The sequence below is a fragment of the Flammeovirga yaeyamensis genome, from assembly GCF_018736045.1.
GTDB lineage: Bacteria > Bacteroidota > Bacteroidia > Cytophagales > Flammeovirgaceae > Flammeovirga > Flammeovirga yaeyamensis.
Genome location: NZ_CP076132.1, coordinates 2,787,556 through 2,801,805, shown reverse-complemented (window position 1 = coordinate 2,801,805; position 14,250 = coordinate 2,787,556). Strand labels below are relative to the sequence as shown.

The window sequence follows — 14,250 nt, the reverse complement described above, 5'->3', positions numbered from 1 at the left end:
TAATTAAGTTCGATGTGTTCAGCTTACGAACATAAAGTTTAGCTTAAGTACACAATTTGCATTTATACTAAAACTAATTGAATTGTTTGAAATGCAAATATCTAAAATTTATCCAAAAGAAAAAGTTGATATTAAACATCATTTCAATAAAATATAAATGCTATATTACATCCAAATAACTAATTTTTTAAATTTATAAACTAAAATTAAGAAATGACTTTGCCATTTTTAGCCAGTGTCCTATTGTTAGGAGTAATAGGATTCTTTGCACTATTGTATTTCGTTCCTGTTAATTTATGGATTACAGCATTCTTCTCTAATGTGAGAATCAGTTTGTTCAGTCTTGTAGGAATGAGAATTCGTAAAGTTCCTCCAAAAATTATTGTCAATTCTTTGATTACAGCTACTAAAGCTGGATTGGATCTAACAACTTCTGATTTAGAAACTCACTACTTAGCAGGTGGTCATGTTCCATCGGTAATTAAGGCATTAATTTCTGCAGATAAAGCAAATATTCCTTTATCATTTAAATTAGCTGCAGCTGTTGACTTAGCGGGTCGTGATGTATTTGAAGCCGTTCAAATCTCAGTAAACCCTCAAGTAATTAATACGCCATCAGTTTCTGCTGTAGCACAAGATGGTATTCAGTTGGTTGCTAAAGCACGTGTTACTGTAAGAGCTAACATCGCTCAATTAGTCGGTGGTGCTGGTGAAGAAACTATCCTTGCTCGTGTGGGTGAAGGTATTGTAACTTCAATTGGTTCTTCGTTATCACATAAAGAGGTACTAGAAAACCCTGACAAAATTTCTAAACTAGTATTAGAAAAAGGATTGGATTCAGGTACTGCATTCGAAATCTTATCTATTGATATTGCTGATATTGATGTTGGAGATAACATTGGTGCAAAACTTTCTATTGACCAAGCTGATGCCGATCTAAAAGTAGCAGAAGCTAAAGCAGAGGAAAGAAGAGCAATGGCCGTAGCGGTTGAGCAAGAAATGAAAGCGAAAGCACAAGCTTCAAGAGCGAAAGTAATCGAAGCTGAAGCAGAAGTTCCATTGGCAATTTCTGAAGCATTCCGTAACGGTAACTTAGGTATCATGGATTACTATAAGTTGAAAAACTTACAGGCCGATACAACAATGAGAGATGCTATCGCAGATTCTTCTAAAGATGACTCTACATCATTGAGAAATGATGATGAAGACGAAGATTAATAGATAAATCTTAATCATACAAAAAGGCGATCTCAAAATAATTTTTGAGATCGCCTTTTTCATATTTATTAATTTTTCTTAGCTGCTAACTTGTACGGACGTTTTACTTAAACGTCCCTACGAACCACTTGAATTAATCCTCCTCAGGAGCATCATCAATCATCATCACACACTCTTTACAATTGAATTTTAGCTTGTAACGAGCATTCTTAGATTTCAAGAACAATGGGAATTTCACATCTTCAGGTGCTTTTACGAAAGTTTCGTATTCATCACAAAGACCAATTTGATATCTAAGGCAGTGCTTAGTCGTCATCAAACGAAGTTTCGATTTATCTTCTCTTCCTTCAAAACCTTCCTCGATTTCTGTGATACCATGTTTTGCATAAAATTGTCTCGCTAACTTATTTAAGACATTACCATGGTGATCCCATTTCTGTATTTTCTGTGGGAAAGGATAGGAGTGATCAATTTCCGTATTTAATCTTGGTGGTTGCTTGTATTCAGAATTTCTTTTATTCTCAAAAGCTTCAATTAAATCCCTTCTCATTTGATTTAATCGACCACCTGGAATAAATGGTAGATCTCCTTCAGGAAGCGTCACATTATTAATCAAGAAAATAGTGTTACCCGATTTCTTTAAGCCTTTTGTTAAGTTCTGCTCCGATTTTTCACGATTGGATGCGACTTCAAAAGGTTCTTTATATTTATCAGAATAGGAATTTCCGTAAATATCTTTTATGGTTAAAGTGATTGTATGATCTTTCCAATCCATAACGATATCACTTTCTATTTTTCTTTGTGTTTTCTGAGACTTTAGGTCCTTAACGAATTGATGATCGTGGTTTCTGAAGATATCAGCTCCAACACGAACACCCATCACTAAGGAAGTCTTGATCCAGCCTTCAGCATCAACATGTTCCACTTTCATTCCTTGAAGTTGCTCATGTTTATCATAGAAACACAAACCATCGCCAGGAATCAGTTTTTTACCTTCATCCATCTCAATTAGGTATTGATTAGCTTTTATCTGCTTTACTTTACCTACTTTATCTCCAATAGCTTTAGGCGTATCGAAATGAACAATTTCAGGATTTCTTTCCTCATAGAAGTAAGTGGTAAACCCTCTGTTGTATGTTTTTTCAATAGCAGGTTCAAAATCAAGCATTGTTTTCCCTTGAGAATCTGCTACGAATTCATCACCGTATTTATCTAGAACAAAGTCGATTCTTTTTCTGAAGTTACCTACTTGGTTTTTCACATAAGATTCGTCTTTTAAACGACCTTCTATCTTGAATGATTTTACGCCTGCTCTTGCTAAAGGAAGAACATAATCACTCATATTTAAATCTTTTAGTGATAATAGGTGTTTTTGATTGGCTAACTTTCTGCCAGTATTATCCACTAAATCATAAGGTAAACGACATGGTTGTCCACATGCTCCACGGTTAGCAGAACGGTCGCCCACATTATTTGACATATAACATTGACCTGATAAACTCACACATAATGCACCCGCAACAAAAGCTTCTAATTCAACATTAGTCGCTTTATTAATCTCTTCGATATCTTTTATGGAAAGCTCACGAGCTAATACGACTCTATCAAAACCGACCTTTTCTAAGAATTTTACTTTCTCTAAATGATAGTTATGTGTTTGAGTACTTGCATGCAATGGAATTGGAGGTAAATCCATTTCCAATAAGCCCATATCTTGAATGATTAATGCATCTACACCTGCTTCATATAAACTCCAAGCTTGTTTGTGAGCAGATTCAAGCTCTTTATCAAACATCAAAGTGTTCATAGTCGCAAAAATCTTTGAGTGAAAACGGTGGGCATGCTTGGTTAATTTCTCAATATCAGAAATAGAGTTACCCACAGCATCTCTTGCTCCAAATTGTGATGGACCAATATATACTGCATCTGCACCATGATTAATGGCAGACATACCAATTTCTATATTCTTAGCCGGAGCTAATAATTCCAAAGATTTCATTTATGTGAAAGTTATGTGTAAACGGAGTGCAAAGATAATAGAAAGCTAATTGATAAAAAAACAACTTACCTAATCCTGTTGGGATTAAGTAAGTTGTTTTTTTAAGTGAAGAGTGAAGAGTGAAGAGTGAAGAGTGAAGATCGGAATGAATAATCCCAATTTACATATCAAACTTCATTCATTCAATATCACAATTTATGCCTCTTGTAAATTATCAGCTTCGTTTTTGATGGATTTATCCACTAAAATAGCCACTGATGCATCACCTGTTACGTTAACTACTGTACGGAACATATCTAAGATTCTATCTGGAGCCATGATCAAACCGATGGCTGCAGCCGGTAATCCTAATTGTTCTAATACAATAACCAGCATAATGATACCTGCACTTGGTACTGCGGCAGAACCAATTGATGCTAGAGTTGCAGTTACAACGATAGATAATTGTTGTTGAAGTGTTAAATCAATACCAGATACTTGAGCAATGAAAACTGCTGCAATACCTTGATATAAACAAGTACCATCCATATTTACTGTGGCACCTAGTGGAAGTACGAATCCAGTAGTTTCTTCTGATACACCTAATTCTTCCTCCACTTGTTTCATTGTAACAGGTAGCGTTGCCGCTGATGATGAGGTTGAAAAGGCCATCATCTGAGCAGGGAAGATGCCTTTGAAAAAGTCTTTATAGTTTACCTTACCAAATACTTTTAGCATGGTAGGGTAGATAACGGCTATCATGATTAACAATCCAAAAATTACCACTAGTGAGTATTTTGCTAAGGCAAATAACAGTTCAACTGCCTTCGATGGATCATTTTCGGCAATTTCAGAAATTAATGAGGCGATTAATGCAAAAACACCAAAAGGAGCAAATTTCATGATCAAATCAACCATTTTCAATATTACTTTATCTAAACTAGAGAATAAAGCTTTTACTGATTTCGAGTGTTCTAGTGGTATAGCCACTAAAGCCACACCAAATAGAATGGCAAAAAAGATCACTTGAAGCATGTTTTTGTTACTGCTCATGGATCCAAAGATATTATCAGGTACCATTTCAACTAATGGTTGTAATGGTCCTCTTTCTTTAATTTCGGCTGCAGCTTTCACTTTCGTGGATGCAGAAGCAGCAAATTTCGTAATTAAAGCTTGTTTGGTTTCTTCTGAAAATCCTTCTCCAGGAGTGAAAAAGTTAACTAATACCAATCCTATTGAGACTGCAATCAAAGTGGTAGTAAGGTAGATACCAATAGAACGACCACCAACTTTAGATAACTTTGATAAATCAGTCATTGAAGCAACTCCATTCACTAAGGAGATAAGTACGAGTGGAACCGCAATTAATTTCAATAAATTGATAAAAATAGTTCCAAATGGTTTTATCCAGTCCTTCGAAAAATCAGCATTTCCTGTATAACTTAATGTAAGCCCGAAAGCTAGACCTAAAGCCATCCCAATGATGATTTTCCAATGTAAAGCAAGTTTCTTCATTTCTGTGATTTCCTATAAAAAGGACAAGTAATTTAAAAATTGATTGATCTAAACTCCTGAAAAAGAGCTCTTAACTATTTATCATTTTGATATTATAATTCAGCAATGAATTATTTATGTATTCTGTACCCTAAAATGACCCTACAATTTAATGTAAGAATTTTAAATAGTTTCGTTTTTTGATATTTATTAAAGATTAATTGTTACTTCTTGGCAATAAAAAAGCAACAGTTAGTTGACTGTTGCTTATTATTATCATTATGCTCAGATTAAATATTCTGATCAATATAATCAAGTACTTTGTTCATTAAGTGGATTCTATCTTTTCCTCTTACGTTATGTGGGTGACCAGGATAAGTGAAGAAATCAACTTGAACTCCGTTATTCACACATTCTTGTAAAAATCTGAAAGAGTGTTGAGGTACTACTACGTCATCAATTAATCCATGAATAATTAATAATTTATCTTTAAGAAGGGTAGTTTTATCCAGCAAACGAGCATTTGCATAACCCTCAGGATTCTTTTGAGGAGTTGACATATAACGTTCTGTATACATCACTTCATAAAAATCCCAATCCATTACTGGACCACCTGCAACACCCACTTTAAATGTGCCGGCAGCTTTGGTCATCATTGAAGTCGTCATAAAACCACCAAATGACCAACCGTGAATGGCCATTTTATCAGCGTCTACATATGGAAGAGATTTAAGGTATTCTACACCTTTTAATTGATCTGCCACTTCTTCATCACCTAAGTGAAGGTGAGTAGCTTGTTCAAAATCTTTACCTCTGTTTTCAGAACCTCTACTTTCGACAGTATACACTATATATCCTTTTTGAGCAGCAGTTTGCATCCAATAGGCAGCACCTGCTTGCCAACGGTTTGTAATAAGCTGAACACCAGGCCCACCATAAACATATACAATAACTGGATATTTTTTAGCTGGATCGAAGTTAACAGGCTTGATCATCCTTGTGTTAAGATCAGTCTTGCCATCTGCTGCTTTGATTGTACTTAATTCGATGTTCGATACATTATATCCTTCTAATGGGTTTTTGGCTTCCATGATTGTTTTAATCACTTTGCCATTCGCATCCATCACAAATTGTTTGTTAGGAGTATCAATGTTAGAGAAAGAAGCTAAGATTAAATTGCTACTTTCATCATACTTTACACCAGAATATACACCAGAAAGCGTAGTGATTTTCTTCACTGATTTCGATTTTAGATTTGCTTTATAAATCTCTCTATCCAAGCCATTATTATCAGTTCCTAATACAAAAAGGTTTTGTTTCTTCTTGTCAAACCCGATAATATCCATAACAACCCAATCACCTTTAGTTAATTGAGCCAATTCTTCACCATTCGTATTGTATAAATAAACATGCTCAAAACCATCTCTTTCCGATCTCCAGATAAATTTATCATTAGAGTTAGGAAGGAATTCCATTGGATGAGTTAATGATAAGTACTTATCATCTTTTTCTTCAAATAAAGTTTTTACAAAATCACCTGTCTCTGCTTCATACTGATTTAAAGCCAAATGATTTTGATCTCTATTTAAAATACCGATGTAGATATACTTTTCATCTGGACTCCAAACCACATTTGTTAAGTATTGCTCTTTATCTCCTGTAATCTTAATAGGGGTAGTCAGTTTCGTATTTACATTGTAAACATGCAAAGTAACCTCTTCTGATTTTTGCCCTGCCATAGGATATTTGATAGGGTTAGCTTGAGCAGGTACAGTTGAAATATCAACTAGAGGATAATCAGTGACCATAGTTTGGTCATTTCTATAGAAAGCAATAGCATTTCCTTTTGGTGACCAATAAGTGCCCTTATGTACACCAAATTCATTTCTATGTACGACTTTACCAAACTCAATTTCTTTATTTTTCTCGTCAGTAATCTGAGTTTCTTTACCATCTACGCTGATGTATAAGTTATTATCAATCGTATAGGCGATTTTCGAAAAGTCTGAAGTGAAATCAGCATTATCACCTTTAACATCAATTACTTTTTGAGATTGTTTCGTTTCAATATCAATCTTATAAAAAGCTTTTTGATATTGGAACATCATTTCTTTTGCATTCAACCAACGATAACGTGGTAAACGACTTAAATTTGCTAAATCAGAATTACTTGCTTTGATATCATCCAAAGTGATTAAAACTTCAGAAGTACCTTTTTTAGCATTTACTTTTAAAATTTGATTTTCATCCGTTTCAGAGTAGAAACCCTTACTTTCCGGAATCCATAAAACAGATTTGTACTCAGGGTATAACGACCAATAGCCCATTATCCCTTCTGCGATTGTTAGTTCTTTTTTTTGTGCCGATACAGAAAAACTAAAGCATACTGCCAATATAAGAAGCAAGCTTTTGTATGTGTTTTGAATCATAAAATATATGGTTTGATTTGTTTCGGGTGTAAATGTAGAGAAATGGTATCAAAAAGAAAATATCAATAATGATATTGACAAGATATTATTTCAATTCTCTGTCCTTCATTTTTCTTTCCTACAATTCGATAAATCAAACGGTGTTCTGAATTAATTCTTCTTGACCAAAATCCGGTTAGATTTTGACGTAGAGGTTCTGGTTTACCAATACCTTTAAAAGGATCTCTTTGAATGTTTTTTATTAACTCATGTATCCTTAAAGTTATTTTTTTGTCTTCAGTTTGCCAGAATAAGTATTGTTGCCAAGCAGTTTTTGAGAATAGTATATTCATTTAAAGTTCAAATTTGATAGTATCTTCACCGTCAAGCTCTTTTATAGATTTTTCGAGTAGCTCTCGATTGTTTTTTGAAGATAATAAATATTCAGTTTCTTTCATACTGTTATATTCTGATAAAGTCATCAATACGATAGCTTCTTTGTTACCACTTCTTGGAACAATTAAAATATCTTTGTTATCTTCTAACTCATCGAAATATGATTTGAGATTTGCTCTTAAATCACTTAATGTTGTTGTATTCATAATATTAAGTTTTTTGCAAATGTACAAAATATTGTACAAATATAGAACTCAATGAAGAAGTTGTATCTTTTTTTATTATTGGTATTTATCACAAAATCAGCCTTCTGTCAACAAACCATCCAATGGCTCACTTTCGAAGAAGCCCTTCAAAAGAACAAATTAGAGCAAAAACAATTTTTTATTGATGTGTACACCAATTGGTGCACTTGGTGTAAAAAGATGGATAGAACAACCTTCAAAAATGAAGAAATAGTAAGTTATATCAATGCAAATTTTTATGCAGTAAAGATAAATGCTGAGGATCATTCAAAGTTGATGTTTCAAGGAGAGGAGTTTACCTATGAATCTTTATCTCATACTTTATTAGGAGGGAACATGGGTTTTCCAACCTACGTTTTTTTATGGGTGAGGAAAGATGAGCAACTTCAAGCTAATCCATATCCAATTCAAGGATACATAAAAAAGCAAAAGTTACATTTGATGTTGTCTTTTATGAACGAGGCAGCGTATGAAGGAGTGGAGTTTAAGGAGTTTAGAGAGGGGTATTTATCACCTTATTAATTGTTTGATATTTCTACTTATATCACTAATATCTATCATATCGCATATATCGGAGGGGTTGCACCCCTCCTTGACGAAGATAGGTAGATGATAAGTTCTATGATATAGGTAGAATGGCGGTTAAGGATAGGGTAATGGAAGGGCTACGGCATCTCCTTCGACTTCTCATAAGATACCACAAGACTACTTCTTTGATAAACTCAAAGTCAACTCATCCTCTCCAACGATGGGTGCAACCCATCGCACAAGTAAGGTCACCTATAGATGCTTGGATAGCTCAAAAAATACATCTTAACAAAAAATGGTAGCCCCCAAGCCTAGTGAACCAATTTTTTCACCACTCTCAAAGTCTACCATTCTTCCCCAACGATGGGTGTAACCCATCGTATTTAGGTAGGTTGCAATTCTTGTCATTTAAGGAAAGCAACCCTATTACTTATTCCTTATTAGTTATTACCTAACCCTTACTTCTTAGCCACTCTTTCCAAAGTCAACACCAAGAAATCCCAGAATCTAGCTACTGTACCAATCTCACACATCTCGTCTGGAGAGTGAGGATTCTTGATAGTCGGACCAAATGAGATCATATCTAAGTTAGGGTAGTGGCTACCAATGATACCACATTCCAATCCAGCATGAACAGCGTTTACTGTTGCTGGCTTTTTGAAGTATTCTTGATGAATTTCTTTCATTTCCTCAAGAATTTGAGAATGCGCATTTGGTGTCCAACCTGGATAAGCACCACCATGTTCTACGTTGCCACCTGTGATAGCAAAAGCGGCATCTAATTGATTGGCTACATCATATTTAGCAGTTTCAACAGATGAACGAGTAAGTGATTGTACCACTACTTTACCCTCTTTTACTTGCACTCTTGCCATTGAAGTAGAAGTTTCTACAAGACCTTCTAACTCATCAGACATTCTGATAACACCATTAGGAGCAGAGTAGATAGCTGACAATAAAGCATCTTGTGCTTTTACGTCCATTACCTTAGCAGGAGTAGCAATAGCTTCCAAGTTAATCACCAAGTTTGGTTCTGTAACTTTTAACTCTGCTTGGTAATCAGCTTCTACTTGTTTGATGTAAGCTTCGAATTCATCTGCTTTAGCAGGATCGATCACCACATTCGCAAAAGATTCACGAGGGATAGCGTTTCTTAATGAACCACCATCAATTTCAGCGATTTCCAAACCGAATTTTTCTCTAGTTTCCCAAAGCAAACGGTTCATTAATTTATTGGCATTACCACGACCTAAATGGATTTCACATCCTGAGTGTCCACCTTTTAAGCCTTTCAATTGAATATGATACGCTTTTCCTTCTGCAGCAGATTCTGCATAATCGTAATTGACATTCGTGTCGATACCACCGGCACAGCCAATACATAATTCATGCTCGTCTTCAGTATCAAGGTTCAAAAGGATATCACCTTCTAAAACACCTTCTACTAAACCAAAAGCACCAGTCATACCTGTTTCCTCATCGATAGTGAAAAGACCTTCGATAGGACCGTGTTTTAAGTCTTTTGAAGCCAAAACACCCATAATTGTTGCTGCACCAATACCGTTGTCAGCACCAAGAGTTGTTCCTTTTGCTTTTACCCAATCACCGTCAATATACGATTGAATACCGTCTGTATCGAAATTGAAATCAGTATCCGCATTCTTTTGGTGAACCATATCAATATGTGCTTGAAGGATAATTCCTTTGCGATCTTCCATTCCTGGAGTAGCCGGCTTTTTGATAATGATGTTACCACATTCATCAACGATGGTTTCTAAACCTAAGTCTTCACCAAATTGCTTAGTGAAGGCAATAATTCTTTCTTCTTTCTTTGATCCACGAGGGATCTCGTTCATTTTTTCGAAGTTTTCCCAGATTTGTACTGGATGTAAACTTGCAACCTCTTTGTTCATGTTTATATATAGGTTTAAATATGTCTAGTTTAAATATCCAACAGAGTATTAACTCTTTGCGGTATAGAAATCAGTCCTAAATTTCTTATTCCAATCTTGTTTTTCAAACTTTCTTTCTTGATTTCTGTCAATGTACATCAAAAAAGCCTCTCTTGGAATTTCTTCGGCACCCATACTTTCTAAATGGTCTGTGTGCATCTGACAATCTATAATTTCAAAATCTTGTTCTTCGAGATTCTTACAAAGCATGATGAAGCCGAATTTAGAAGCATTACTTTTAAAAGAAAACATCGATTCGCCAAAAAAGGCTTTATTCATCGATCCTCCGTACAGTCCTCCAACCAATTCTCCATCATCCCATACCTCTACAGAATGCATAAATCCAATGTTGTGAAGGTTGATATACGCTTCCTTCATTTCATCAGTAATCCAAGTACCTCCTTGATCCGGACGATAGATTTTTTGACAAGCATCAATAACTCCCGCAAAATCTTGATCGAATGTGACGGTATATGTTTCTCTTCTCAGTAACTGTCGCATAGACTTCGATACTTTGATGTTTTCAGGAAACAAAACACATCTTGGGTCAGGGGACCACCACAATAAGGGATCCTCAGGATTAAACCATGGAAAAACGCCACTAGCATATGCCTCTATAATTCTCTCACTGGAAAGATCTCCACCAACTGCTAGTATTCCACTTTCATCAGTTAATCGAGCAGGAGGGAATAAAATATTATCATCTTCAAGTTGAAATATAGGCATACTATGTTGTTAAATAATCTTTCATTTTGAAATAATTTTCAATTTACAATAATCGGAATGAAAATTAAATTAGGTAAGGGAATATCATTAATAATAACCTTAAATAAAGCTAAAATAAGAATAATAGTGGCCTGAAGTGATGTTGACGTATAAGACACAGAAGGATGAAGTAAGGAGTTATTAGTATGATTAATAACGTCAGTGTAGGTTTCGATTTTAAATCAAAACACCAGCTATGAAATCTTTTTTTCTATCGATTATTCTAACACTATTAATGCATTGCACATATGCAAACATTCATTTTTCCGTAGATCAAATTATTAGTACTCCAACTACATATACTGATGCTGATGGAATATATATTGATGCCGGAGTAACTTTAACCATATCATCAGATGTTGTTTTTAATGGGAATGTAACCTTATTAAATGGAGCAAAACTAATTATTGATAATGGGGCAAAAGTAACTATAAATGGAAACATCAACTTAAATAACTCCATACTTGAGATTAAAGAAAAAAGTATTCTTGATGTTATCTCTGGTCAATTAAACCTTCAAGGAGATGGTGGTTCGACTGATCAAGTGATAGTAGATAATTCAGCTTTAATTGTAAAAGAAATTCATGCTCAAAATTTAGGAGGACATGAGATCACCCTCAAAAATAATAGTGTGTTATTAGTAGAAGATTTTATTCAATACAATCAAGAATTAAATACTGATACAACTGATGGAGCTATTGTTGTCGGTGGGAATGTCCAAGGTCCAAATGTAAATCTAGACTTTGGTGATGCTTGTGGTGATTTAAATGGGAGTGAAGCATGTGATGAATTTGAAAGATCTTCTGCGGAATTATCGAACGCCTCTCAGTTAATCGAAAAAGCGAGAGAGGAATTACTTAAAGGTACAGATTTAGATGCGGTTGTTGATTATATACAGTCAGGTGGTGAGTTTGATGATGGATATGACTTGCCTGTTGAATTATTATATTTTAAAGGATTCGCGAAAGAAAATACCATTGATCTACATTGGGCTACAGCCACCGAGACCAATTCAGATTACTTTGTTATTTATAGATCATTTGATAATAAACATTGGACAAAAGTAGATGAAATTGAAGCTGCTGGTCATTCGATTACGAAGATCACCTATTATAACCAACAAGCATTAGAAGAAGAAATACAATATTACCGTTTACATCAAATCGATTTTAATGGCACTGAACATATTTTAGGAAAGGTAATGATTCAAAAAGAAGAAGATAATCTGAGCAATATTCAATTAATTACTTATCAGAATAACATCAATTTATTTTTTCTAAATAATACGCTACTCAAAGAAGTTGTGGTATATGATGTAAATGGGCGATATGTTTTATCAGAAACTAACATTGGAAGTGAGATGACAATCAGTAATTTGAGTTACAATAAAGTCTATATTTTAAGAATTAGAAGTGGCAGTCAAGTAACCGTAAGGAAAGTTTCGATTTTACAATAAATAGCCTTTTGATTAAAATTATTAAGAAAAGGTGATGAAAAAGTAATCAAAGTCATTATTTTTGTGACTCAATATTTTTTAAGTGCGAAATCAAATACAATGCAACTAATTGACGGAAAAGCAACTTCCAATGCTATAAAAGAAGAAATTGCTGAGGAGGTAAGAAAACTGACTGCCCAAGGAGGCAAGAAACCACATTTAGCCGCTATCTTAGTTGGTGAAGACGGTGCAAGTAGAACTTATGTGAATCATAAAGTAAAGTCTTGCGAACAAGTAGGGTTCACATCGTCTTTATATAAGTTTGATGCCGATATCTCTGAAGAGGAGCTATTAAAAACAATCGATGAGTTAAACAAAAATGCTGATGTTGATGGTTTTATCGTTCAATTGCCTCTTCCGAAGCATATCAACGAAACTAAAGTAACAGAAGCTATCGATCCTGATAAAGATGTGGATGGCTTCCACCCAACAAACTTGGGTAAAATGATGTTGGGTCTTCCAACTTTCCTTCCTGCAACACCTTATGGTATCATTCAATTACTAGATCGTTATGGAATCGAAACATCAGGTAAAAAATGTGTGATTATCGGGCGTTCTCATATTGTAGGTACACCAATGAGTTTATTGATGTCGAGAAACTCTAAGGTAGGTAACTGTACAGTAACCCTAACTCACAGTAGAACTAAAGACTTAAAAGAAGAATGTCTTCAAGCAGATATTTTGATTGTCGCTTTAGGTAGAGCTGAGTTTGTTACTGCTGACATGGTTAAAGAAGGAGCAGTAGTAGTGGATGTAGGAATCACTAGAATCGAAGATCCATCTAAAAAATCTGGTTTCTCTTTGAAAGGTGATGTGAAATTCCACGAAGTAGCAGAAAAAGCTTCATGGATTACACCTGTACCTGGCGGAGTTGGACCAATGACTGTAGTTTCATTATTGATGAATACTTTAGAGTCAGCAAAAAGAAAAACTGTTAAGGAATCAGTATAGTTTGGTAATTGACTAAATTTATTGCCAAATTTGTATATACGAGTCCTTCAAGGGTTCCCTCACCCCTTGAAGGACTTTTTTAAGCGTTTTAAAAAAAAGGACTAAATGGTAAAGAAATTAGATTACTCTGTTAAAGAAAGAGTCAAACAAGGTCACGCACTTCCAGTAATGGAAGCATTTTATACGATTCAAGGTGAAGGAGCCTATACTGGTCAAGCAGCATATTTTATTCGTTTGGCAGGTTGTGATGTTGGATGTGTTTGGTGTGACGTTAAAGAATCTTGGGAGCAGGATGCTCATCCTGTTTTAGAAATCGAAGAAATTATTCAAAATGCAAAGAAACACCCAGGTCGATTAGCGATTATCACTGGGGGAGAACCTCTTATGCATAATTTGGAACCTCTTACTAAACGATTAAAGGAAGAAGGTTTCCATATCAATATAGAAACATCAGGTACTCATAAATTTACAGGACACTTAGACTATATCACTTTGTCGCCTAAGAAATTTAAGAAACCTGTAGAAGAGGCCTATCAGTTGGCATCAGAATTTAAAGTGGTCGTTTTCCATAAATCTGATATTCAATGGGCCATCAATCTATCAGAAAAATTAAATAAAGATTGCAAGCTTTATATTCAGCCTGAATGGTCGAAAAGACAAGAAATTACACCTTTATTGGTGGAATTTGTGAAGAACAATCCAGAATGGCAGTTGAGTTTACAAACACATAAATATATTGATATTCCATAAAGAATTATCAATACAATATTAGTCCTTTTAGAAAGAGGATGATTCATAAATATATGTATCATCCTCTTTT

At 34.7% G+C, this 14,250-nt stretch carries 12 protein-coding genes; 5 read left to right on the top strand and 7 right to left on the bottom strand.

Features of this window, described 5'->3' with window-relative positions:
* The first annotated feature begins 213 nt into the window (after positions 1–213).
* Positions 214–1,218 (top strand): flotillin-like protein FloA, encoded by a 1,005-nt coding sequence (floA, locus tag KMW28_RS11025; protein WP_169663372.1) that lies wholly within the window; start codon positions 214–216, stop codon positions 1,216–1,218.
* Positions 1,219–1,351: 133 nt separating this feature from the next.
* Here the strand turns inward: floA and KMW28_RS11020 are convergent, their stop codons facing one another.
* From KMW28_RS11020 to KMW28_RS11000, 5 genes are all read right to left on the bottom strand, one after another.
* Complete coding sequence (locus KMW28_RS11020; RefSeq protein WP_169663373.1) at positions 1,352–3,217, bottom strand: peptidase U32 family protein; 1,866 nt, start codon at positions 3,215–3,217, stop codon at positions 1,352–1,354.
* 195 nt (positions 3,218–3,412) lie between these two features.
* Positions 3,413–4,711 (bottom strand): dicarboxylate/amino acid:cation symporter, encoded by a 1,299-nt coding sequence (locus tag KMW28_RS11015; protein ID WP_169663374.1) that lies wholly within the window; start codon positions 4,709–4,711, stop codon positions 3,413–3,415.
* Between the two features lie 269 nt (positions 4,712–4,980).
* Positions 4,981–7,119 (bottom strand): S9 family peptidase, encoded by a 2,139-nt coding sequence (locus tag KMW28_RS11010; protein ID WP_169663375.1) that lies wholly within the window; start codon positions 7,117–7,119, stop codon positions 4,981–4,983.
* A gap of 62 nt (positions 7,120–7,181) precedes the next feature.
* Positions 7,182–7,451 (bottom strand): Txe/YoeB family addiction module toxin, encoded by a 270-nt coding sequence (locus tag KMW28_RS11005; protein ID WP_169663376.1) that lies wholly within the window; start codon positions 7,449–7,451, stop codon positions 7,182–7,184.
* Positions 7,452–7,700, bottom strand: a complete 249-nt coding sequence (locus KMW28_RS11000) for a type II toxin-antitoxin system Phd/YefM family antitoxin (protein ID WP_169663377.1) — start codon at positions 7,698–7,700, stop codon at positions 7,452–7,454.
* 51 nt (positions 7,701–7,751) lie between these two features.
* Here KMW28_RS11000 and KMW28_RS10995 point away from each other — a divergent pair, with 51 nt between their 5' ends.
* Entirely contained in the window at positions 7,752–8,261 is a 510-nt protein-coding gene (locus KMW28_RS10995) for a thioredoxin family protein (protein WP_169663378.1), read from the top strand.
* Between the two features lie 464 nt (positions 8,262–8,725).
* Here the strand turns inward: KMW28_RS10995 and KMW28_RS10990 are convergent, their stop codons facing one another.
* Together KMW28_RS10990 and aat are read right to left on the bottom strand one after the other, a co-directional pair.
* Positions 8,726–10,180: an aminoacyl-histidine dipeptidase gene (locus tag KMW28_RS10990; RefSeq protein WP_169663379.1), complete on the bottom strand. Its 1,455-nt coding sequence runs from the start codon at positions 10,178–10,180 to the stop codon at positions 8,726–8,728.
* 48 nt (positions 10,181–10,228) lie between these two features.
* Positions 10,229–10,945 carry a leucyl/phenylalanyl-tRNA--protein transferase gene (gene aat / locus KMW28_RS10985; RefSeq protein ID WP_169663380.1) on the bottom strand — a complete coding sequence of 239 codons (717 nt, stop codon included), beginning with the start codon at positions 10,943–10,945 and terminating at the stop codon, positions 10,229–10,231.
* 235 nt (positions 10,946–11,180) lie between these two features.
* On the opposite strand from aat, the gene KMW28_RS10980 reads away from it, so the two are divergent.
* The 3 genes from KMW28_RS10980 to KMW28_RS10970 all read left to right on the top strand — a co-directional run bounded on the left by KMW28_RS10980 (position 11,181) and on the right by KMW28_RS10970 (position 14,180).
* On the top strand, positions 11,181–12,440 hold the full coding sequence (locus tag KMW28_RS10980) for a T9SS type A sorting domain-containing protein (protein ID WP_169663381.1): 1,260 nt from the start codon (positions 11,181–11,183) through the stop codon (positions 12,438–12,440).
* 99 nt (positions 12,441–12,539) lie between these two features.
* Positions 12,540–13,430, top strand: coding sequence for a bifunctional methylenetetrahydrofolate dehydrogenase/methenyltetrahydrofolate cyclohydrolase FolD (gene folD / locus KMW28_RS10975; RefSeq protein ID WP_169663382.1), 891 nt, complete (start codon positions 12,540–12,542; stop codon positions 13,428–13,430).
* 105 nt (positions 13,431–13,535) lie between these two features.
* Complete coding sequence (locus KMW28_RS10970) at positions 13,536–14,180, top strand: 7-carboxy-7-deazaguanine synthase QueE (protein WP_066207329.1); 645 nt, start codon at positions 13,536–13,538, stop codon at positions 14,178–14,180.
* The last annotated feature ends 70 nt before the right edge of the window (positions 14,181–14,250 follow it).

Bases quoted from the DNA above. Each gene is read 5' to 3' on its own strand.
- floA (WP_169663372.1), top strand. From the start codon at position 214: ATGACTTTGCCATTTTTAGCCAGTGTCCTATTGTTAGGAGTAATAGGA.
- KMW28_RS11020 (WP_169663373.1), bottom strand. From the start codon at position 3,217: ATGAAATCTTTGGAATTATTAGCTCCGGCTAAGAATATAGAAATTGGT.
- KMW28_RS11015 (WP_169663374.1), bottom strand. From the start codon at position 4,711: ATGAAGAAACTTGCTTTACATTGGAAAATCATCATTGGGATGGCTTTA.
- KMW28_RS11010 (WP_169663375.1), bottom strand. From the start codon at position 7,119: ATGATTCAAAACACATACAAAAGCTTGCTTCTTATATTGGCAGTATGC.
- KMW28_RS11005 (WP_169663376.1), bottom strand. From the start codon at position 7,451: ATGAATATACTATTCTCAAAAACTGCTTGGCAACAATACTTATTCTGG.
- KMW28_RS11000 (WP_169663377.1), bottom strand. From the start codon at position 7,700: ATGAATACAACAACATTAAGTGATTTAAGAGCAAATCTCAAATCATAT.
- KMW28_RS10995 (WP_169663378.1), top strand. From the start codon at position 7,752: ATGAAGAAGTTGTATCTTTTTTTATTATTGGTATTTATCACAAAATCA.
- KMW28_RS10990 (WP_169663379.1), bottom strand. From the start codon at position 10,180: ATGAACAAAGAGGTTGCAAGTTTACATCCAGTACAAATCTGGGAAAAC.
- aat (WP_169663380.1), bottom strand. From the start codon at position 10,945: ATGCCTATATTTCAACTTGAAGATGATAATATTTTATTCCCTCCTGCT.
- KMW28_RS10980 (WP_169663381.1), top strand. From the start codon at position 11,181: ATGAAATCTTTTTTTCTATCGATTATTCTAACACTATTAATGCATTGC.
- folD (WP_169663382.1), top strand. From the start codon at position 12,540: ATGCAACTAATTGACGGAAAAGCAACTTCCAATGCTATAAAAGAAGAA.
- KMW28_RS10970 (WP_066207329.1), top strand. From the start codon at position 13,536: ATGGTAAAGAAATTAGATTACTCTGTTAAAGAAAGAGTCAAACAAGGT.